The sequence below is a fragment of the Geomonas edaphica genome (assembly GCF_004917075.1).
In the GTDB taxonomy this organism is placed as follows: domain Bacteria; phylum Desulfobacterota; class Desulfuromonadia; order Geobacterales; family Geobacteraceae; genus Geomonas; species Geomonas edaphica.
In genome coordinates this window covers 1-21,560 of record NZ_SSYB01000008.1, presented here as the reverse complement: position 1 = coordinate 21,560, position 21,560 = coordinate 1, and the positions used below count along the sequence as shown (strand labels likewise).

Here is a 21,560-nt window from a genome sequence, read left to right as displayed (position 1 = left end):
CTTGCCGCATGGTTTCAACATCGCGGTCGGCTTGACCGCATGAGAGGGCGTTTTATAATTGGCTAGTTCAAGAAATCCAGCAGGTACGATACGCACAAGGAGGCTCCCATGCTCATCCGCACCCTTCAGGTGGTGGTTCATTGCGAGCACAAGACGCTGTGGGACATGCTGGTCGACCGGTTGCACCACCCGGAGCGCTACGCGCTGGGGATCGCCGACGTCCGGCTCTCCGAGGAAGCACCGGATACCTTCATGTCCGAGATGACGGTGCACGGCGATCCGGTGCGGGAGCGGGTGATTTTGCGCCCCTACGACGGGGAGATGCGCCATGAACTGCTGGAACACCCGCAGTTCACCGGGTTCATCGTCCGCAAGATCCTGAAATCGGCTCGACAGAGCCCGGTGGCGCCGCTCTACCTTGAGTACGACCTGGATCTCTTGCGCAAGTCCCTCAAGGTTCACGGGCTGGTGCGGGAGGAAGAGGAGATCATCACCGACCTGGAGACGGAGATGCAGAAGATACGTTCGCGGGCTGAGGAATTGGATGCAAGGGGGTGAGAGATGCGGGTAAAACTTTTTCTGCTGAGCATGGTTGCGGTGGGGATGCTGGCTGCGTCGGCCTTTGCGGCGTCGCCTGACTGGTTCAAGCTGGACGAAAACGAGGACTCGAGCTTCTTCTTCGACCGAAGCGGCGTGACCCCGCTGCGGGAAGGGGTCATCCAGGTGAGGACGCGGGTGGTGTACAGTGACCAAGGAAGAAAGGACGCCCTCAAGGTCCTCGCGGAACTGCCGGACTCCACGCCGCTGTACGAAACCCTCTACAGCTACGAGATCAACTGCGCGGAGCGGGAGGGGCATCTCCTCGCCGCGACCCATCTCGACAAGAAGGGCGGCACGCTGAGAAGCACCGACCTCTCCGCCGTCACCGAATGGGAGGAGTTCCCCCCCGATACCAGGATGGGGCTAGTCATCGTGCAGGCCTGCACCCGCTAGCCTTTAACGCTTCCGGTATTCCTGCCTGAGCACGAGGTCCATGAGCACCAGGGCGGCCATCGCCTCGACGACGGGGACGGCGCGCGGCACGATGCACGGGTCGTGGCGCCCCTTCGCCTCGAGGACGGCCTCGCTGCCGTCGAAGCGCGCCGTCTTCTGCGGCAGTGCAACCGTCGCCGGCGGCTTGAAGCCCACCCGGAAGTAGACCGGCTCCCCGTTGGAAATCCCCCCCTGCACGCCGCCAGAGTAGTTGCTCGAGGTCCCAAGCCTCCCCCCCTTGCTGACGAATGGGTCGTTGTGGGCGCTCCCCAGCATGCGGCTGCCGCTGAAGCCCGAGCCGATCTCGAACCCCTTGGATGCGGGGATGGAGAGCATGGCGTGGGCCAAAAGGGCGTCCAGCTTGTCGAACACCGGCTCGCCGAGTCCGGCAGGGATGTTACGGCAGACGCAGGAGACCATCCCCCCGACCGAGTCGTTTTTGTCGCGCACCTGGGCGATCAGGTCGGCCATCGCCTGCGCCATGGCGGGGTTGCCGCAGCGGACCGGGTGTGCGTCCACCTCCTTGCGGGTGATCCCCGTGAGGTCGACCGGCCCGGCATCGATCGCCCCGACGGCGTCCACCCAGGCGACGATCTCGATCCCGTAACGTTCGAAGAGGTACTTCTCGGCGATGGCACCCGCCGCGACCCGGCCGATGGTTTCCCGTGCGGAGGAACGTCCGCCGCCACTCGAGGCCCGCACGCCGTACTTCATCTGGTAGGTGTAGTCGGCATGGGAGGGGCGCGGCACCTCCGCCATCTCCTCGTAGTCCCCCGGGCGCTGGTCGCGGTTATGCACCATGAGACCGATGGGGGTCCCGAGGGTGACGCCGAGCTCGACGCCGGAGAGGATGGTGACGATGTCCTCCTCCGCGCGGGGGGTACTGAGCTCGCTTTGCCCGGGACGGCGGCGGTCCAGTTGCGGCTGGATGTCCGCCTCGGACAGTTGTATCCCGGCCGGTGCCCCGTCGATAACAGCGCCGACCGCCTTGCAGTGGCTCTCGCCGAAGGTGGAAACCCTGAAGATCGTTCCGAATACCGATGACATGTTCAGCTCCTTGTCCGGCTCGCCGTGCGGTTTTTAGCCACGACCACGACGAGGCTGCGGGGGGGAAGACGGTAACTCTCACCCTCGACTAGCGGCAACTCGTCCCACGAGGCGATGTCGTCGGGGGAGTCGAGCGAGGTGTCGATCCAGCGGTGCCATCTCCCTCCTGGAAGCTTCCTGGGCGAGGGGAGCATGAAAGAGAGCGGCTCCCAATAGGCGTTCACCATGTAATGGAACACGAGGCTCTTCGTGTTGCTACGGACGGTGAGGGCGATGCTGTGCGACTCGTGGCTCCAGTCCGGCGTCCCGAGGCGGACGCCGTGCCACTCAAGGCGCGCCTGCCCAAGCAGCTGGCTGAGCGTGATGGAATCCGCCGACGCCTCGCTCTGCCTGAGGCGTGCCCGAATCAGTTCCTTCGTGAAGCGGTGGATGTCGGCATGCTCCTCGACCTTGTTCCAGTCGAACCAGCCGATTTCGTTGTCCTGGCAGTAGGCGTTGTTGTTTCCAAGCTGGGTGCGCCGCGCCTCGTCACCCATCAGGATCATCGGCGTTCCGAGGGCGAGCAGGGTGACCGCGACGAAGTTCTTCACCTGGCGCTTGCGCAGTGCCTCGATGGCGGGATTGTCCGTCGGCCCCTCCGTCCCGCAGTTCCAGCTTGCGTTCGCGTCGGAGCCGTCACGGTTCCCTTCCCCGTTCGCCTCGTTGTGCTTTTTGTTGTACGAGACGAGGTCGCTCAGGGTGAAGCCGTCGTGGCAAGTGACGAAGTTGATGCTCTGTTCCGGCTCGCGCTCCTGGTGCCCATAAATATCCGGACTCGCCAGGATACGCGCCGCAAAGCGGGACACCATCCCCTCGTCCCCCTTTAGGAAGCGGCGCACGTCGTCGCGGAACTCGCCGTTCCACTCCTTCCAACTGTCCCCGATGAAGCTCCCCACCTGGTAGAGCCCACCCGCGTCCCACGCCTCTGCGATGAGCTTTATGCCGGCTAACGCTGGGTCGGACTCGATGTCCCAGAGGATGGGGGGATCCTTCAGTGGACGCCCCTGGCCATCGCGGGAAAGTATGGAGGCAAGGTCGAAACGGAAGCCGTCGACGTGCATCTCTTTTACCCAGTAATGCAGGGAGTCGATGATGAGCCGGCGCACCACGTGGTGGTTCGCGTTCAGCGTGTTGCCGCAGCCGGTATGGTTCAGGTAGCTGCCGTCGGGGGCGAGTGAGTAATAGACGTCGTTGGCGAAGCCGCGGAAGCAGAAGGTGGGGCCGTTGTGGTCTCCTTCGGAGGTGTGGTTGTAGACCACGTCGAGGATCACCTCGATCCCCGCCTTGTGCAGCGCCTTCACCATGTCCCGAAACTCGTCCAGGGGGCCGAGCGCTCCCTGCTTTGAGCTGTAGGCGGCGTGGGGTGCGAAGAAGGAGACCGGGCTGTAGCCCCAGTAGTTGCGAAGCCCCAGGGGAGCGTCGAGCGGGTCGAACTGGAACACCGGGAGCAGCTCCACCGCAGTGATGCCCAGCTCCTTCAGGTAGGGGATCTTCTCGATGAGCCCCGCGTAGGTGCCGCGCTTGTCGTTGGAGACTCCCGAAGATGGGTGCCTGGTGAACCCGGCCACGTGCATCTCGTAGATGACGGTGCTGGAATAGGGGCGCTTGAGCGGCAGGTCACCCTCCCAGTTGTAGCCGCGGGGGTCGGCCACCACGCTCTTCATGGCGCTTGCCGCGTTGTCGCCGGGAAGGCACGCATCCCCCCGGCAGTAGCCATCAGGGACCGCGACGGCGCGACCGTAGGGGTCGATGAGGACCTTGCCGGGGTCGAAGCGGCGTCCGCGCTGCGGCTCGAAGGGACCGGCGACGCGGTAGCCGTAGAGCTGCCCCGCGCCGATGCCGGGGACGAAGACGTGCCAGTAGTGGTAGGTGCGGTTCTGTTTGGGGTCGAGGGTGATGACCCGGGAGGGGACGGCGTCGTCGGCGCGGTCGAAGAGGAGCAGTTCGACGCCGCTGCAGTCCCTGGCGAAGACGCTGAAGTTCACCCCGCCGGGGGTGACGGTCGCACCCAGTGGGGAGGTATTCCCCTTCAACTGCTCCGCGTTCTTTCTGCCCGATCTTCCGCTCGAATTGGCCATGGTACCTTCTGTCCCGTGGGACCGTCTCTAGTTGGGAGGCTGTGAGACCCGCTTTTTCCCTGTCAGACTATAAAGCATTCTGTTTCCCAGTCAAATCGCGCCTGTTTGATACAGTCACCAAGACTATGGCACCGAGCGAGATGACTGCGCAGAGCCAGCCGATCCAGTCGCCGATAGCACCGTACGCCGTCTTACCTTCCAGAAGCGGCACCCGGTCCACAAGGACCTCCCTGGTCCAGACGCCGGTGCGGCTCGTGATGCGCCCAGCCGGGTCGACGAAGGCGGAGATCCCCGTGTTGGTGACCCGCACCAGGGAGCGGCGGTTTTCGATGGAACGGAAGCTCGCCAGGGCGAGGTGCTCCATGGGTTCGGTGGAGTTGCCGTACCAAGAGTCGTTGGTCAGGTTGAACATGACAGCCGGGGTCCGCCCCTCACTCCCCCCGCGCATCAGCTTCCTGATATGGGTGGGGAAAATGTCCTCGTAGCAGATGCTCACCGATAGGAGATGCGGTCCGAGCTTGAGCGGCTCGACGCTTTTCCCCGAGAAGAACTTGCTGCTGTACGGGGACCACGCGTACAGGACCGGGAAGAGGTCCCCGAAAGGGATGTACTCGCCGAAAGGAACGAGAACGGTCTTGTCGTAGGTACCGAGGATCTTACCCGAGGCGTCGGCGAGAAGGGCGCTGTTGTAGAAGCGGGTCTCCCCCTCCTCGTTCAGTTGGAGGCAGGCCCCGAAGAGCAGCGGGACCTTGAGGTCGCCGAGGGCCCAGGTCGGGATGGTCCCCTCGCGAGAGGGAAGCCCCACGCTCAGCACCCCCTCCGGCCAGACCACGAGGTCTGCCTTCCTTGCCGCGAGCAGTGCCTTCGACATATCGCGGTGTTCTTGCTGTATCGCTCCGGCCGAGAGATGGAGGTCGGCCGCGCCGCGGTTGCTCTGCACGAGCCCGACGGTGAGGTGCTGCGCCGCGGCGACCTTGCCGTCCACCTCGCGGATGCGGAACTCGCCGTAAGCGACAACAAGGACCAGGGTACACCCGAGCGCCGCCGCAGCGCGCCACGGCACCCCTTTACCTTCGAGCCGGCAGGCGAGGATCCGATAAAGCGTCGCGTTGATGTAGACCACGAGGAAAGAGACGCCGAGGACACCGGCGAAATCGGCGATCTGGGTCAGGTGCGGGACCTTGTACTGGCTCGCGCCCAAGTAGTTTGGGAACACCTCGGGCCAGACCTTCTCGATGGCGGTCCATAGTACCGGGGCGATCCATACCAGATGGCGCTCCCGTCCGCGGGTGAGCAGGCTTACCCCCCAGGCCCAGACCGCCAGCACGACCCCGTTGGCCGCCGCCAAAAGAACGAGTCCAACGATGCCGACCGGTAACGGAGCACCGGCGAACTGCTGGAACATCTGGATGATCCAGTAGAAGCCGCCGCCGTGTCCCACGATGCCGGCGACCCAGCCGAGCAGGAAGGCGCGTCGCGGACGCACGTCGCGGATGGCCCAGAGAAGTGGGAGGAGAAAGATCCACTCAAGGTAGAACTGGTCGAAGCCGGCGTAGCCAAGGAACAGCAGGACGCCGGTTAGTATGGCGGCGCCCCAGGGAGCAAGGGGGTGGGAGTTGCTGGAAGTATTCAAGACGACCTCTAATTTTTGGTGATGGCGCCTCGCGCCACCGCACGATACCACAACGGCATGACAACCACAATCCGGCAGGGCAACGACGCCGGTCGATAGCCATGACTGCACCTCCGGCCACTAAGCCCACTAGCTCCTAGCCTCCAGTCTACAGCCTCCAGCATTCCCATTACTCCCAGGCTTTCCCCATATAAGAAAAGGGCGCCCTCACAGGCGCCCTTTTCTCAGTAACGCTCCGGATAGTAATCCGGCGGCACCGAGTACACCCCCGGAGGCGGAGGAGGAACATAGGTCCTCACGCGGCGCGTCTTGCGTACGTTCCCCGGAATCTGGTTCCCCTTGGCGTACATGCACTGCACGTAGGTGTTGTCGTAGAGCCGCTGTGCCTCGTAGCCGTAGACCCGGCCCGACTCTGAGCCGCTCGCCGCGCCGAAGAGAAGACCGGTGCCACCGCCGATGGCTGCCCCCGCCCCTGCATTGCCGCTCGCCGCGCCAAGAACCGCCCCGACCCCGGCACCGATGGCGGTCCCCACCACGGCGCTCGTCGCGGTGTTCTGGTTCGCCGTATCCTGCGGGCTCATACCGAGTTGCTGCTCGGCATACCTGCGGCAGACGGCGTCCTCAGCCATGAACTGCTCGAAGGTCTTCCCCGGCGCGGGGAGCACGCGGACGCTCGGTCCCGTCGGCATAGTGACGCACCCCCCCAGAACCAGTAAGGCAAGCAGCGAGCAAACGTTGGTCAAAGTCCTTGTCATGATCATTCCTCCTTGTCTTCCTGTTCCTGACTGGGCGGCGTCGTGTCCGGCACCACTTTCAACCACCCTCCCGGGCAGCGCTCCACGTAGGGATAGTACCCCTGCGGTTTGCGGCAGTAGTACCAGTACTGCCCACCCTCTTGCTCCTGCTGCGTGTCGGGGGAGATGTACTCCTGCGGTTCCTGCGGTGCGACCACCGTCGGGGGGGAGTAGTAGTACGGATAGGCTGGGTAGTTGTAATAGTACGGGTAGAAGAAGGGGTCATAGTATCCCCACCCCGGTCCGATCCAGACACTCCCCGAGAAGTGAGAGTCGTGCCGCGGCCCGACGTACCGCGTATAGCTCCCACGGCTGCCATAGCTCCCACGGCCGCCATAGGTAACTGATCCGCCGGAGCGCCCTACCGAGCGAGCGACAGCCCTGTCACCTCGTCCGCCGGAATCAGCATGACTGGTCACGACGGTAGAAGTTATTGACGCTGCGACAAGAAACAGTGGAAGAAGCAGGGTGCAAATACGGTGGTTCCTCATGACGTGCCCTCCTTTTTCGTGGGCTTTTATGACTAACTCATTGTACAACGCGGCCGCTATATCTGCAAAAACTAAGAAAGGAACCATGGCACACGGCAACAGATCCTATCAGCGCGACATGAAAAGGCACCGCGTCCTTCACTCTGCCTGTCTTACCTGAAGGCGCGGGAGTCCGCAGTACGGTTTGACTTCCCCGGCGACCGTGGAAAAATTAGCGGGTTCCAATATTACACCTCAAAAGGAGCCTGGTATGAGAAAAGACGCCACCGTTGTATCATCACTGTTTATTGCAGCCGCTCTCATCCTCCCCGCCGTCAACTCGTGGACCGCGGAGGGGCAGCCTTCCCGCAAGGCGCCGCCGGACGCGGTGATGGAAGCCCAGATGCCAAGGGATGTGCCGGCTACTCGCCCTGAACAGCAAAGGGGGAGCCACGACCAGTCCGACGTCTTCCATACGACCAAGGCGGAGCCTTCCTCCACCGCGTTCAAGAACCAACCGGACGAAGGAAAGATCCTGGGGTTCGACTTCTACCGCGACCCGCTGGACGCGAAAAAACCGATGATGACCTTCCAGGAGGTTTATCAGAAGGATACCGGTGAAAAGCCCAAGGTAATGGAGACGCAGAGGCGGCTTCTGGAATCGCGCTACGACCTGCGTCCGCGTCTTGCACCGGATGTGAAGATGTCGCGCGGCAAGCCGATCGCCGTCGGCCCGACGGCGCGGCTGGCAAAGGGAGCGACTTGGGAGAGCCTAACCGCGATGAACCCGGCAGAGGTGAGATCGAAGAACCTCTTCCCTTACCCGCCGCTGCCCCATCCCAAGCAGGTGAACGGCGGCCAGGTCTTCCCGCAGATACAGATCGACATGTTCCCGAGGCTGCAGCGCTTCGACGTCGACTTCGACCTCCCCGACGCCTTCCTTCCCGAGTTTCCGCCCGCGATATTTCTGCAAAGCCGCCCGGAGCTTGGCGATGTCTCCCGCGGCGAGGTGGTGTCCATCAACAACTACTACCGCCTCTTCAAGGACCTCCTCACCCCGGTGCAGCTCGACGGCCTGCGCATGCTGGTCACCCCCTTCCCCCAGGAGGAGTTCAACCCGACCGATGACCGTAAGTCGCCCCAGCCAAGCCTCGGGGTCGCCTGCCTTGACTGCCATGTGAACGGCCACACCACGGCGCAGTTCCACTTAAGCCCCGACATCCGTCCGCAGGAGCGTCGCTTCCGCCTCGACACGGTGAGCCTTCGTGGTCTTTTCAACCAGCAGGTCCACTCCTCCAAACGGAGCCTCCGTTCGGTGGAAGACTTCTCCGAGTTCGAGCAGCGCACCGCCTACTTCAACGGCGACGAGATCCACGCCGCCAAGAAGGGGATGAACATCATCAGCCGGGTGCAGGTGTCGCACATGGCCCAGATGCAGAACATGTTCGACGTCCCCCCCGCCCCGAAACTCGACCCCGCCGGCTTCCTCGACCCGGCGAAAGCGACCCAGTCGGAAATGGCAGGTCAGCAGGTCTTCTTCGACAAGGGGAGGTGCGGCGTCTGCCATCCCGCTCCGTTCTACCTCGACCAGATGATGCATGATCTGCAGCTTGATCGCTTCACCAGGGAGCCCGGCGACGGCCCCATCAAGACCTTCACCCTGCGAGGCATCAAGGAGAGCCCCCCCTACATGCACGACGGCCGCTGCCTCACCCTTGAGGACACGGTGAAGTTTTTCGACCTGGTGCTTGGTTTGCGACTCACCCAGCAGGAGCAAAACGACTTAGTTGCCTTCCTCAGGGTGCTCTAGCCTTTAAAGAGGAACCGCCGCTCCCAGTATCACACCCGAGGCCCCACTTGTCTTGAAGGGGACAGGCACCTGATCCCCCTTGAAACAGGTGGGGCCTTTTTCGGAGGCACCATGAAAAGACGCGCCAGCGGCGTGCTCTGTCACGTCACCTCACTCCCTTCCCCCTTCGGCATCGGCGACCTCGGTCCCGGTGCCTACCGTTTCGCCGAATTTCTCCACGAGGCAAAGCAGAGTTACTGGCAGGTGCTGCCGCTCAACCCGACCAACAAGAGGTTCCTCGATTCGCCCTTCATCAGCGTCTCTTCCTGCGCCGGCAACACGGCCCTCATCAGTCCGCAACTCCTGGTCGCCGACGGGCTCCTGACCCAGGCGGAGGTGGAAGACCATCACCCCTTCGACCCGCTGTGCGTCACCTACCAATCGGTCTCGCGCTTCAAGGATCACCTTTTCCTGCGCGCACACCACCGCTTCAAAGAGGGGCAGGCGGCAGACCAGGAGTACACCTCTTTCTGCCGCGACAACGCGCAATGGCTCGACGACCACGCCCTGCACAACGCGATGACCGTACACCTGAACGGCCTCCCCCTCGCCGAGTGGCCCGAGGCGTTGAGGCGTCGCACAAGCGATGAGGTGCGGCAGATGAGCGACGAACTCTCGGACTCCGTGGAGCGGGAGAAGTTCCTGCAGTACGTCTTCAACCGCCAGTGGCAAGCCCTGAAGCAGCACTGCAACGACAAGGGGATCAGCGTGATCGGCGACTTCCCCATGTTCATGAGCTGTGACGCCGCCGATATCTGGGTACACCCTGAGTTTTTCAAGGTGGACGAGAACAAGAGGCCGTACGTACAGGCGGGGAGCCCGCCCGACAGCTTCAGCGAGAAGGGGCAGCTCTTCGACTGCGCCGCCTATAACTGGGATGCCCTGCAGGAAAGCGGGTTCTCCTGGTGGGTCGCCCGTTTTCACCACCTCTTCAGACGCTTCGACGTGGTGCGCATCGACCACTTCCGCGGGCTCATATCGTACTGGGAAGTTCCGGCGGGTGCTGAGAACGCACTTAAGGGGAGCTGGCAGCCGGTCCCATCCAACGAGTTCCTCGACACCATGGTGCGGTACGTCCCCACCTTCCCGGTGATCGCGGAGGATCTCGGCGTCATCACCGCCGAGGTGCGGGAGAAGATGGCGCAGTTCGGCATACCGGGGATGAAGGTGCTCGTTGTCGCCTTCCAGGATGACGCCAAGATCTACCTCCCCCACAACCACCCGGAAAACAGCGTCGCCTACACCGGGACGCACGACACCAACACGGCGCGTGGTTGGTTTGATGAGGCGGGAAATGATGAGAAAAGGCGCCTGTCGGATTACCTCGGTCGCGACCTTGTGGACGAGGCTGGCTGGGAACTGACCAGGCTCGCGCAGATGTCGGTCGCGCGCACCGCCATGATCCAACTGCAGGATCTCGTCGGCGGCGGAGCCGACACCAGGATGAACACACCGGGAGGAAGCGAAGGCAACTGGCAGTGGCGCCTTTCCCCATCGGTCGATCTCACCGGGGCGGCGCATCGCCTGGCGGAGATGACGCTTCGCTACGACAGGGCGCGCTGAACGAAAAAGAGGGGCTCCGCCTCGTGGCAGAGCCCCTCTCCTTTTGCCCGTCTGTCACCCCGACTACTTCTTCGCGGCGCCCACCTTCTGGGCCATATCCTTCGCGTGCTGCAGGTGCTGCTCCAGGGTCGGCAAGGTCTTGTCGATCCACGCCTTGATCTCGGGGTCTTTCACCTTCTTGCTAGCCTTTTTGAAGTCCTCGACGTCCTTCTTGTGGTCTTTTACCATCGCTTCCGCGTACTTCTTGTCGAACTCGTCGGCTGAGGTCTTCTGGAGTTTCTCGACCATCGCCTTGTGCTTCAGTTCCATCTTCGCGGGAAGTTTGTACTTGTTTCCCACCGCCGTCTTCAGCTCGTCGTTCGCCTTGCCGTGATCAGTCACCATGAGTTGGGCGAAATCCTTCACTTCCTGTGACTTTGCCTTTTCCTTAGCCAACTGTCCCAGTTCGACCTCCATCATGCCGCCGCTCGCCGCCTTCTTGACGAAGGACTTCTCGGACATGGTCAGCTTGTCAGCTGCCAGTGCCGGAAGAAGCATGCTGCAGAATGCGAACAGGGAAACCACCGCCATCCATACCAATCTCCTTTTCATGTTGCCTCCTTTTTGTGGCCTTAGCCGTGGGGTTTGTCAGATTAGCAAAATCTAACCGTCAAAAGGTATCCGGCTTTGGCTTCTTGTCAACCGGTCCGGCACCTTCGCCCGCTTCGCGAAGGACAATAAAAAAGCGCCCCATGGGGGCGCTTCAGGCGATGACTCGGTAACAGCGGGTCCGGAGGACGCAAGATGCTACTGGTACAGCAGCTGTTCCTCGGTGTAGTAGGTCCGCTTGGACTGGACGTTCTCCTTGATGATCTTGGCACCGGTGGGGGAGGTCTTAAGCTCGGGGCGGTGCACCTTCAGAAACTCGCGATATTCGCCGGAAACCATGTCCGGGTGGCGCTTTCTCAACTCCGCGATGGCGTCGTTCAAGACCGCTGGAATCGCCTCGGCGAGGGCCTGTACCGCCTCCGGGGGGAGCTTGCCGGCAGGGGATTTCGGGGAGATGCGCGCGGCCCAGAGGATCTCGTCGGCATAGGCGTTACCGATGCCCCCGATCAGCGCCTGGTCGAGAAGCAAAGGCTTGATCATGGTGCGGGTCTTCCTGGCGCACAACCGCTGCAACTCCTCCTCGGTGAGCTCCAGCGCGTCAGGCGCTTCCTTCTCGGCGCCGGGGTTCAGGGTGACGCTCGCCCATCCCTTCTCGTCTGCCACGGCAAGGGCGGTACCGTCGGCAAAGAGCAGGGTGAGCACCGGGTAGCGGACCTCCTTCACCGCGGTAGAACCGGTGAGGACGAACCCGCCGGTAAGCATCAGGTGGATTTTCAGCGTGGCGCCGTTGCCGAGCCGGAAGGTTACCTGTTTGCCGGTGCGCTCCACAGCGGTCACCTCGGCACCCGCGACGGCGGTGGCAAGCTCGCCGGCGGCAACGTTGAGGCGTCCCCTCCCGTGGTACTCGCCTTTCTCGATCCTCTTCCCCACGAGGGCCTTCCCAAGGTTTTCGGCATAGACGGTAAGATCAGGAAGCTCAGGCATGGCTCCTCCTCGTGCCGCAGGCGGCGCTTTGATGTGCTTGCAGCGTAGTCGATGATATCCCTGGTGTCAAAGCGAGGGGCGGCTAGTCGGCGGCAGCCCCTTCGGCCTCGCAACCGATGCCGGAGTAGCGCTCACGCAGGCGCTTCACCCCTAGGGGGAGCACTACCGCGGCGAAGATGAGGGCGCAACCGGTCCATTCCTCGGCGGTGAGCCTCTCCCCCAGAAGGAGCGTCCCCCCCAGCATGCTCCAGACCGGGTCCATGGTGTAGATGAGCCCGGCCTTGGTGGGGGTCGTGTAACGCTGATAGGCGTTTTGCAGGGTGAAGCAGACGACTGTCGGGAAGACGGCGCAGTAAACGAGCGCCCCCACCGAAACCCAGGTGACCGTGAAGGGAGGGGATGGAAGGGCGACGTTCAGCACGCCCCCGACCGCCGCCACGGTCGCGAACTGGATCAGGCTCAAAAGGTAGACGTCCTCCTCGCCGACAAGCCTGGAGACGGCGATGATCTGCAGCGCGATGAAGAGGGCACACAGGGTGGAGAGGAGGTCCCCCTGGTTGAAGCCGTCCACGCCCCCCTTGGCGAGAAGCCAGAGACCGGCCAGGGCGAGGAAGAGCCCACCCGCGCTCCAGCGATCCAGGCGCTCGCGCCAGAAGACGAAGCACAGAAGCGGAATGAGCAGCACGAACAGGTTGTTCAGGAACCCCGCCCGGGACACGCTGGTGCCGCTCACCCCGAGAACGAAGGAGAGGTTCGTCGCCGCGAGCGGCAGACCGACCAGAACCCCGGTCTTCAAGGTGCCACGGTCGAGCTTTTTCAGGCGCGGCAGGCAGAGCACCGCCATGAGGAGCGTAGCCAGCGCGAACCTGTAGAAGAAGAAATCGAGCGGCGGGATCTCGCGGAAGCCGATCTTGTTGAAGATGAAGCTGCCACCCCAGAACACGGTGGTAACTATCAGCCAGAAGGTGGCTCTGGCAGAGCGCGGGTCGTCTTGTGTCGTCGTATGCATCGGCATATTAAAGACAGGGGCAGGTCCATATGTCAACAGCTGTTGTGAGACAATTTCTCTCTCGTCGCGCCGCTCTTATTGGAGGCTCTCTTTTAAACGCACCAGGTGCTAAAGAATTTTCGAGCAGAACCGATACATGGGGCAGACACCATAAGAACTGGTGCCAGCGCAGAGGAGGATCTATTTTGGCAGTGGTTCACATCGACAACCTCGCACCGGGCATGGTCCTCAGCCGCAACGTCTGCGACCGCAGCGGACGGCTCCTTTTGCCGTCGGGTGCCGAACTCACCGACAAGCATTTCTCCATCTTCCGCATGTGGGGTGTCCTCGAGGTCGAAATCGTCGGGGAGACCATCGCGGAAGACCCGGAAGCCCCTCCCTCCCCCAACACGGAGATCGATCCGGAGCTTCTGGCCGAGGCGCGTACCGAGGTGGAGCACCTTTTCGTCTACAACGACCCCGAGCATCCCGCGATAAAGGAGCTGATGCGCATCTGCACTGAGAGGAGGGCGACCCGTGCTGCGTAAACCCCAGCTCTCCGTCGAGCACATGGTTGAGGATGTCTCCACCATACATTCGCTCCCGCTTTTCTACTCTCAGCTTTCCGAGGCGATCGACCACCCCCGCAGCTCGATAGGGGACATCGCCAAGATCATCTCTGAGGACCAGGGGCTCACCGCGAGGATCCTCAAACTCGCCAACAGCCCCCTCTTCGGTTACTTCTCAAAGATCGACACCATCACCCAGGCGGTCACCATCATAGGCGTCCTGCAGGTCCGCGACCTGGCTCTCGCTCTTTCCGTCATGGACGTCTTCAAGGGGATACCGGAAGACCTGGTCAATATGGAGCAGTTCTGGAAGCACAGCATCGCCACCGGCCTGGCTGCCAGGACTCTCGCCACCAGCCAGCGGGAGGCGAACCTAGAGCGCTTCTTCGTCGCCGGAATCCTGCACGACGTAGGGAGGCTCGTCATGTACGTAAGGGTCCCGGAGATCTGCCTCGAACTCCTCGAGGAATGCCGGAGTACGGGCATGATCCTGCAGCGAGCCGAGCGCGAGCGCTTCGGCTTCGACCACGCCGACGTCGGCGGAGCACTCTTGAAGCGCTGGAAGATCCCGCCGCGCGTGGCCGAACCGGTGGGGACGCATCACAACTGCAGCAAGGCGGACCAGTATCCCCGTGAGGCCTCCATCCTGCATTTCGCCGACATCATCGCCCACGCCATGCAGATCGGCAACAGCGGCGAGATCTTCGTGCCGCAGCTGGACCATGCGGTCTGGGAGCGGCTGCAGATCTCCTGTTACTTCCTCCCCACGCTTATCAAGCAGGTGGACACGACCTACGAGCAGACGGTCTCGGTCCTTTTCGGGGGTGAAGATGGCGCCCGATGACCCCAGGGATTTCCAGATCAGGAACCTCCAGGAGCGGGTGAGCTTCCTAGAAGAGACGAACCTGAACTACGTCCGCACCCTCGACGTCCTCACAGCCTGCAGTGATCTGCAGTCAGACATCTACCGGGTGAAGGAATCGTCCTTCGTGATCCGGGCCGTCTTCGGGCAGTTGAAGCGCCTGATTCCCTTCGCCACCCTCTCCATGTTCGGCATCGACGACGATTCCTCTTTCGACCTCACGGTTTGTGAACCCGAACGGTCCGGAGCGACGATCAGGAAGGAAGTAGAGGCGCGGGTCCAGGACGGCACCTTCGCGTGGGCCCTGAACCAGAACCATCCGGTGGTGGTCCCCACCGTCGCCGGGACCGACACCCTCGTCTTGCACGTACTTGCCACCAACAGCCGCATCAGGGGGATGTTCGCCGGCATCATGCGGGGAAGCCACCTGAGCGCCGAGGTCTCGACCTTAAACGCCCTGAGCAGCATCCTGATCAACACCGCCTATGCGGTGGAGAACTCTGAGCTTTACGAAATGCTCCAGGAGCACATGCAGAACCTGGAGCTCAAGGTGCAGCAGCGGACCACCGAGCTTGAGCACGCCCTGGTTCGCGCCGAGGCAGCCACCGCCGCGAAGAGCGTCTTTCTTGCCAACATGAGCCACGAGATCAGGACGCCCATGAACGGTGTCATCGGTCTGGCGAGACTCCTCATGGAAACCCCGCTCGACAAGGTGCAGCGCAACTATCTCGAGTCGCTTTCCGACTGTGCCGAAAGCCTTCTCACCATCATCAACGAAATACTCGACATCTCCAAGGTGGAGGCAGGGATGATCACCCTCGAGGCGATCGTCTTCGACCTGCACCGTTTCCTCGACCGCTGCCTCCAACCGTTCATGCTGCGCGGGCAGGAAAAGGGGGTGCAGGTGCTTCTCGACGCCAGCCCCGACCTGCCGCAGTTCGCAGTCGGCGACCCGGTCAGGATAGGGCAGGTGCTTGGCAACCTGGTAGGCAACGCGCTCAAGTTCACCCACAAGGGGTCGATCACCGTGAAGTGCCTGCTCCTGGGCGCGAACGACGGTGAGGTCCAGCTCAAGTTCGCCGTTGCCGATACCGGTATAGGTATCGCCCCGCACGCCCTGGACGTCATCTTCGAGAAGTTCTCCCAGGCTGACAGCTCGACTACCCGTCTCTACGGTGGGACCGGACTCGGACTCTCCATAAGCAGGAGCCTCGTGGAATTGATGGGGGGTAAGATCGTCGTGGAGAGCCGCCTCGGAGAGGGAAGTGTCTTCAGCTTCACCCTAAAGAGCAGGCTTCCCCAGCCCGGGGAGTTTCCCGCCGTCGACGAAGGCGATGAACAGCCGGTACAGACGGCACGACCGCTGCGCATCCTGCTGGTCGACGACGTCCCCATCAACCAGCTCATATCGCTCAAGCTGATCGGCAAGACGGGCAACCACGAGGTCGACTGCGCCGAGAACGGCAAGGAGGCGCTGGAAAAGTGGGAACAGGGGGAGTACGACCTCATCTTCATGGACGTACAGATGCCGGTGATGGACGGACTGGAGGCTACGCGGACCATCCGCGAGCGGGAACACGGCACGGGGCGACGGATTCACATCTGCGCCATGACCGCCAACGCCATGAAGGAAGACGTCGCCATCTGCCGGGAGGCTGGCATGGACAGCCACATTTCCAAGCCGGTGCGGGAGCGGGACCTGAAGTCGGTGATTCGCAGGATCACGGCAGAGGTTGCGTCGGAGTCTCCCCCCGCGGGCGCTCCGACTAGCGAGGTGGACGTTCCGCCTCCTTCTGCCGCCCCCCTTGACTTTGACGTTGAGGATCTGCTTGACCGCCTGGGCGGCGACCAGGAGATGGTAGGTGTATTCGTCGACAAATTCGTGAGTGCAGTTTCGGAGCACCTTCGTCTGCTCGGCGAAGCGCTGCAAAATGGCGATCACGAAACCTGTTATTTCAAGTCCCACACCATCGCCGGAACGGCCGGCAACATGGGCGCGGTACGCATGCGAAACCTTGCTGCCGAGATGGAAGCCCTCGCCAAAGTGCAGCAACTAGGGCCACTCCCCGCACTGTACCATCAGCTGCAGGAGGCGTACGCAGCTTTCGTAGTGGTTGCCTGCGGCAGCGATGGTTCGCCAACAAAAATGGAGGCTTGAACCACAGCCTCCATTTTTTGACCGAGCTTGATACCAATTAGATAACCGTCAAGCCCCTCCCCGCGTCAGGACCTCCATGGTGCTTATCGCATCCTTAAGCTGGGATTCCAGGCTCCTCAACTCGTCATTCGTGTACACGCTGTTGCCTTTACTGATCTCACGGTGCAGCCGGTCGATTCTCTGCTGCAATGAGTCTACACTGTCTTTGCATGTCTGAGCGACCAGCAGGCACTGGTCTTTGTTCGTGCTGTTGTCAGGGCTCATCCCCATCCCGGTGTCGGCTGCCAGTACGGAAATTACTGACATGAGAGAGACAGTCGTAACGACAGCAAATGTTCTCACAAGTCGTTTCATGGCAAACCTCCTTTTCTTTCAACTCCATATTGAGAGTATAGAAGAGACCTCTCAGACTTTGCAACTAAAAATCATTATCACTCAATGCCTCGTTTTTATACTTATAAATGACAGCTTCATTGTCCCGATCCTTTACCCTGTGACAGTGGGCCTCGCCCCCGTCTCTGCTTCCCCTCCGGCCACAAACTGTATACAATTTTTGTCATACATTTTCTAAAGATTCTCGACAGTAAGCCGATAGAGCTTCAAAAGCGTAATGGTTTTAACAACACCCATTTGCAACAAGAGGTCTTACCAATGAATATCAGCAAAAAGATCTTCATCGCTAACGTAGCCATCGTCCTGATCGCTACCATAACGACGTCGGCGATCACCCTGTACGTAATCAAGAAGGAGATAACCCGGCAAGTCACCGTCGGGCTTACCTCTCGCACTAAAGCGTTCAAGGAACTCGTCGCGCCCAACGGTGCATCGTTCACCCTTGCCGACGGGAAGCTGCAGGCAAACGGCGTGCCCCTTGACGGCCGCAACGATGTGACCGACAAAATGAAGGAAATCTTCGGCGGTGAAGCCACCATTTTCCGGGGCGACACGCGGGTTGCGACCACCATAAAGAAGGACGACGGCACCCGCGCGGTCGGTACGAGTCTCCAGGGCCCAGCCCGTGATGCTGTCATCGACCGGGCCTCCAGCTACCTAGGAGAAGCAAAGATCCTCGGGACCCCTCACTTCGCCTCATACCTGCCGCTGCAGGACGGCAGCGGCAAGGTAATCGGTGCGCTGTTCGTGGGTGAGAAAAAATCGCAGTTCCTCGCCGTCTTCGACCAACTGAAATACCTGAGTTTCGGTATATCCGCGCTGCTCGCCGGCCTTCTTGCCCTGGTCGCCTACCTGGTCATGCACCGGGCTTTAGAGCCGATGCGTGCCCTGATCGCGACCCTGAAGGACGTCGCCGAAGGGGATGGCAACCTCACCCACCGCCTGAGGGAATCAAATGACGAGATCGGCACGGCAAGCCGCTACTTCAACAGGTTCATTGAACAGGTTCATGCTATCGTCGAGTCGGTGGCCGATAATGCCAACGCTGTCGCCAACGCGAGTTCCGAACTGCACGGCAGCACCCAGAAACTTGCACAAACCTCGGAAGACGTCGCCGGGCAGACCGAAACGGTCTCCACCGCCGGTGAAGAGATGGCCGCAACATCGGCGGACATATCGCAGAACTGCCTCCAGGCAGTAGAGAGCGCCCAGCGCGCATGCGATCTAGCCACGATCGGTTCGGCCGATGTGCAGCGCAGCATTCGCGGCATGCAGCTCATCAATGAAAAGGTCCATCTCACCTCGGAGAGCGTGAGTTCCCTTGGCGCGAAATCCGAGCAGATCGGCGACATAATTAGTACCATCCAGGACATCGCGGACCAGACCAACCTGCTGGCGCTCAACGCAGCGATAGAGGCTGCGCGGGCTGGAGAACAGGGACGCGGCTTCGCCGTCGTGGCCGACGAAGTGCGCCGACTCGCAGAGCGAACAACCAACGCGACGAAACAGATCGAAGTTAACATCCACTCCATTCAAGAAGAGACCACCAGGGCGGTGCAGGTGATGCAGGAAAGCGCAAGCGAGGCGGCCAAGGGGGCCGAGGATTCGGTCAAGTCGGGTCAGAGCCTGGAGGAGATTCAAAGGCAGATAAACGAGGTCACCCAGCAGATAGGCCAGATTGCCACCGCTGCCGAGGAGCAGAGCGCGACCAGCCGGGAAATAAGCAACAACGTGCACCAGATCACCGGCATCATACAGGGGGCGGCCAGGGCGAACCGCGAATCTATGGCCACGGCAAACCAGCTGAACAGCCTGTCGGAAAACCTTAAGGGGCAGATCAAAAAATTCAGGTTCTAGCAGCAGTGACGTTGGCACATACGCAAAAGGCCCGGGGGTGAATCACCCGGGCCTTTCATTTATGGTATCCAGTCAATCGGATCAAGACCATGCCGGACGAGGTAGGCGTTGGCCTTGGAGAAATGCCGACACCCCAGGAAACCGCGATGGGCGGAGAGCGGCGAGGGGTGCGGAGCCCGCAGCACCAGATGCCTCCTTTCGTCGATGACGGCCCCCTTCTTATGGGCATAAGCCCCCCACAGCAGGAACACCACGTGGTCCTTCTTCTCGTTGAGAACGGAGATGACCCGGTCTGTGAAGGTCTCCCACCCCTTTCCCTGGTGGGACGCCGCCCTGCCCGCCTCCACCGTCAACACGCTGTTCAGAAGCAATACTCCCTGCTCAGCCCATGAAACCAGATGCCCATGGCTGAATTCCGAAGCGGGCAGCCCGAGGTCGCTCTGGATCTCCTTATATATATTCACGAGCGACGGCGGGATATCGACGCCTTTAGGGACCGAGAAACACAGGCCGTGGGCTTGATCCGGTCCGTGGTAAGGATCCTGTCCGAGGATGACAACTTTTATCCTGTCGAAGGAGGTGGAGTTGAGGGCATTGAAGTACTCACTTCCTTTTGGATAAATGACCTTCCGCTTCAAGATCTCCTGCCTTAAAAAGCCCTTCAAGGCGCACATGTATGGCTTTTCGAACTCTTCAAGAAGGTGTGATTTCCAGCTCTCTTCAAGCCGTATCTGTGCTTCGGTCGACATGGCAAAATGCTCCGAATGTTGGTATGACGCAGCCAGAAATTAGCACACCTATCGGCCACGATCCAAGAAATTCTTGCCAAGAACGCGTGCGATGGAAGGAAGTGGTGTTGTGATGCCCCACTTCGTTGGCGCTGAGTGACCCCGCAACAAACATTGACAGGTTTTAATGCCGAAGTAGACTGGTGTGGTTGCAAAATCGGGGAATCGACTCTCCAAGGAGGAGCAATCAAATGCCACTAGAGTGTGCTGTTCTAGGAAAGGACGTCGCCATAACAGAAACCACCATCCCGGTCATTTCCCCTTATTGGCGCCTGAAGCGGAACGGTCACTGGACACTTTTGTGTCGTTACGATCACGAGAGGCCCCGGTACTGTGTTCTGTCTCCAAAGGCTGGTGCCGCCTTGGCACTTATGGACGGGCGTCTAACAGTCAGACACCTGACCATGATCGCACAGTACGCATTTAACCTGGAGTCGCAGGAAAAGTCACAGGAGTTTATTACTAGGATAATAAGTGAAGCGAACCGAGAAGACGATGCCGTCGTTAACATGACTCCCGAGTTAGAGGCGTACGTAAAACGCATCGACCCCTTTGATTTCGTGGTAAAAGCCTCCAGGTGGAAGGAGCAGCAGCGCCTCGCCACCCCGATCTCGCTCAACGTAATGTTTAGCAACGACTGTCAGCCCAACTGTGCTTTCTGCTTTGCCAAGGGGCACTGTGTCCCCGAAGGGAAGTTGTTGTCAACCGAGCGCTGGAAAGAACTGTTGCGGGAGGCGAAGGGACTTGGCATCGATCAAGTGACGCTTTCCGGCGGCGATCCTCTTTTGAGAAAGGACTCGCTGCAGTTGATAGAGGAAATGATAGCACTGGAGATGCTGTTCACCCTGTCGACGAAATGCCATATTACCGAAGAAATTGCAGACAGCCTCGTCGCAATCGGCATGACACAGCCAGTGAACCAATACGTGCGAGAGATCCAACTCAGCATGGATCCCGATGAACCTACTGCCGACACACTCGCCGGCAGCCCGGGGTACTATAACAGGGCCGTGCGCAGTATCAGAAACCTTCTCAAGAGAGGGTTCAATCTCAGAGTGAAATCAGTTGTGACCGCATTGACCGCTCCATACGTTTACGAATGGGTCGAGGGACTTCAGGACATGGGGGTACGCCAGATATCTATCGCGGCCTACAATAGAAGCTTAACAGGCAACACAGACAAGATGTTCCTCGGAACGGAATGGCTGAACTCCATCCTGGAGCAATGCCGTCAGGCAAGGATCGATTTCCCGGAAATAGATCTCTCCACAGCGGGACTGGAGCAAGGTGAGCAGTCCTGGGACAGGTACAGTGAACCTTTCGGGCCACTGCCGGGAGAGGACAAGGGAATCGCGGAAAAGATAACACTCTGCCGGGAGGAAGGGCGCTACGGAGCACACAGCAGCATGACCATAACGCCGGACGGCAAGGTGATGCTGTACGACACGGTGCCACGAGACGAGATGCTGTTCGTGGGCGATGTGTCAAAGGACTCGATAGCTGAGGTTTGGAACAGCGATGCGCTGCGGAACTTCACCCATCCAAGATCAGAGCAGTTCAAGGGCGCGGCCTGCTACGACTGTAAGGATCTGGCGAAATGCCAGAGCAAGGCAGGGTACTGCTTCCGCGAAGCGTATTTCAAATCAGGAACGGTCTTCGTGCCGCCGGCTGAATGTCCCATGATCCAGGCTGAGGCGTGAGCCATGACAGGTTGGTAGAAGGCAGAAAAGCGAAAAAGCCCCACTGGGATTCCAGTGGGGCTTCTCTATTAAATTCCCTGCGGCGACCTACTCTCCCACATCGTTACCAATGCAGTACCATCGGCCCAGAGAGGCTTAACTTCCGTGTTCGGGATGGGAACGGGTGTG

Annotated in this window: 19 protein-coding genes and 1 rRNA gene; 9 read left to right on the top strand and 11 right to left on the bottom strand. The window is 60.8% G+C overall.

The genetic code is table 11. The features are described 5' to 3' along the window. Positions 1-108 precede the first annotated feature (108 nt). Positions 109-558, top strand: coding sequence for a hypothetical protein (locus E8K79_RS20015; protein ID WP_136516302.1), 450 nt, complete (start codon positions 109-111; stop codon positions 556-558). A 3-nt stretch (positions 559-561) separates the two neighbouring features. After that, entirely contained in the window at positions 562-993 is a 432-nt protein-coding gene (locus tag E8K79_RS20010) for a surface-adhesin E family protein (protein ID WP_136516301.1), read from the top strand. Positions 994-996: 3 nt separating this feature from the next. Here E8K79_RS20010 and aroC read toward each other — a convergent pair whose 3' ends face one another. The 5 genes from aroC to E8K79_RS19985 form a co-directional block, all read right to left on the bottom strand. Beyond that, positions 997-2,079: a chorismate synthase gene (gene aroC, locus E8K79_RS20005; RefSeq protein ID WP_136516300.1), complete on the bottom strand. Its 1,083-nt coding sequence runs from the start codon at positions 2,077-2,079 to the stop codon at positions 997-999. A 2-nt stretch (positions 2,080-2,081) separates the two neighbouring features. After that, positions 2,082-4,196, bottom strand: coding sequence for a glycogen debranching protein GlgX (gene glgX / locus E8K79_RS20000; protein ID WP_136516299.1), 2,115 nt, complete (start codon positions 4,194-4,196; stop codon positions 2,082-2,084). A gap of 67 nt (positions 4,197-4,263) precedes the next feature. Further along, positions 4,264-5,829: an apolipoprotein N-acyltransferase gene (gene lnt / locus E8K79_RS19995; protein WP_136516298.1), complete on the bottom strand. Its 1,566-nt coding sequence runs from the start codon at positions 5,827-5,829 to the stop codon at positions 4,264-4,266. Positions 5,830-6,053: 224 nt separating this feature from the next. Then, positions 6,054-6,584 carry a YMGG-like glycine zipper-containing protein gene (locus E8K79_RS19990; RefSeq protein ID WP_136516297.1) on the bottom strand — a complete coding sequence of 177 codons (531 nt, stop codon included), beginning with the start codon at positions 6,582-6,584 and terminating at the stop codon, positions 6,054-6,056. A gap of 2 nt (positions 6,585-6,586) precedes the next feature. After that, positions 6,587-7,114, bottom strand: coding sequence for a hypothetical protein (locus E8K79_RS19985; RefSeq protein WP_136516296.1), 528 nt, complete (start codon positions 7,112-7,114; stop codon positions 6,587-6,589). Positions 7,115-7,364: 250 nt separating this feature from the next. Between E8K79_RS19985 and E8K79_RS19980 the strand changes: the two genes are divergently transcribed. Together E8K79_RS19980 and malQ are read left to right on the top strand one after the other, a co-directional pair. Then, a complete protein-coding gene (locus E8K79_RS19980; protein WP_136516295.1) occupies positions 7,365-8,903 on the top strand; it encodes a cytochrome B6 in 1,539 nt (512 codons plus the stop codon). Positions 8,904-9,014: 111 nt separating this feature from the next. After that, entirely contained in the window at positions 9,015-10,505 is a 1,491-nt protein-coding gene (malQ, locus tag E8K79_RS19975) for a 4-alpha-glucanotransferase (protein WP_136516294.1), read from the top strand. A gap of 63 nt (positions 10,506-10,568) precedes the next feature. Here the strand turns inward: malQ and E8K79_RS19970 are convergent, their stop codons facing one another. From E8K79_RS19970 to E8K79_RS19960, 3 genes are all read right to left on the bottom strand, one after another. Further along, the gene (locus E8K79_RS19970) at positions 10,569-11,096 is read right to left on the bottom strand and encodes a DUF4142 domain-containing protein (protein WP_135873075.1); all 528 of its coding nucleotides are present in this window, start codon (positions 11,094-11,096) and stop codon (positions 10,569-10,571) included. Positions 11,097-11,291: 195 nt separating this feature from the next. After that, positions 11,292-12,077: an Fpg/Nei family DNA glycosylase gene (locus tag E8K79_RS19965; RefSeq protein ID WP_136516293.1), complete on the bottom strand. Its 786-nt coding sequence runs from the start codon at positions 12,075-12,077 to the stop codon at positions 11,292-11,294. A gap of 82 nt (positions 12,078-12,159) precedes the next feature. Further along, positions 12,160-13,086 (bottom strand): DMT family transporter, encoded by a 927-nt coding sequence (locus E8K79_RS19960; protein ID WP_135873096.1) that lies wholly within the window; start codon positions 13,084-13,086, stop codon positions 12,160-12,162. 191 nt (positions 13,087-13,277) lie between these two features. On the opposite strand from E8K79_RS19960, the gene E8K79_RS19955 reads away from it, so the two are divergent. Genes E8K79_RS19955 through E8K79_RS19945 form a run of 3 tightly spaced genes read left to right on the top strand, consistent with a single transcriptional unit; the run spans position 13,278 to position 16,654 of the window. Continuing rightward, the gene (locus E8K79_RS19955) at positions 13,278-13,613 is read left to right on the top strand and encodes a hypothetical protein (RefSeq protein ID WP_246038272.1); all 336 of its coding nucleotides are present in this window, start codon (positions 13,278-13,280) and stop codon (positions 13,611-13,613) included. Beyond that, on the top strand, positions 13,603-14,478 hold the full coding sequence (locus tag E8K79_RS19950; protein ID WP_135873080.1) for an HDOD domain-containing protein: 876 nt from the start codon (positions 13,603-13,605) through the stop codon (positions 14,476-14,478). Before E8K79_RS19955 ends, E8K79_RS19950 begins: the two co-directional genes overlap by 11 nt. Further along, positions 14,465-16,654 carry an ATP-binding protein gene (locus E8K79_RS19945; protein WP_136516292.1) on the top strand — a complete coding sequence of 730 codons (2,190 nt, stop codon included), beginning with the start codon at positions 14,465-14,467 and terminating at the stop codon, positions 16,652-16,654. The genes E8K79_RS19950 and E8K79_RS19945 overlap by 14 nt, the downstream gene beginning before the upstream one ends. A gap of 48 nt (positions 16,655-16,702) precedes the next feature. Here E8K79_RS19945 and E8K79_RS19940 read toward each other — a convergent pair whose 3' ends face one another. After that, complete coding sequence (locus E8K79_RS19940; RefSeq protein ID WP_136516291.1) at positions 16,703-17,008, bottom strand: hypothetical protein; 306 nt, start codon at positions 17,006-17,008, stop codon at positions 16,703-16,705. Positions 17,009-17,305: 297 nt separating this feature from the next. Between E8K79_RS19940 and E8K79_RS19935 the strand changes: the two genes are divergently transcribed. After that, the gene (locus tag E8K79_RS19935; protein WP_136516290.1) at positions 17,306-18,904 is read left to right on the top strand and encodes a methyl-accepting chemotaxis protein; all 1,599 of its coding nucleotides are present in this window, start codon (positions 17,306-17,308) and stop codon (positions 18,902-18,904) included. A 59-nt stretch (positions 18,905-18,963) separates the two neighbouring features. On the opposite strand, the gene ung is transcribed toward E8K79_RS19935, so the two are convergent. Next, the gene (gene ung, locus E8K79_RS19930; protein WP_136516289.1) at positions 18,964-19,653 is read right to left on the bottom strand and encodes a uracil-DNA glycosylase; all 690 of its coding nucleotides are present in this window, start codon (positions 19,651-19,653) and stop codon (positions 18,964-18,966) included. A 410-nt stretch (positions 19,654-20,063) separates the two neighbouring features. Between ung and E8K79_RS19925 the strand changes: the two genes are divergently transcribed. Continuing rightward, entirely contained in the window at positions 20,064-21,392 is a 1,329-nt protein-coding gene (locus E8K79_RS19925; protein WP_246043933.1) for a radical SAM protein, read from the top strand. A gap of 74 nt (positions 21,393-21,466) precedes the next feature. Here the strand turns inward: E8K79_RS19925 and rrf are convergent. Next, positions 21,467-21,560: ribosomal RNA gene (rrf, locus tag E8K79_RS19920) — 5S ribosomal RNA — on the bottom strand; the annotation flags it as partial.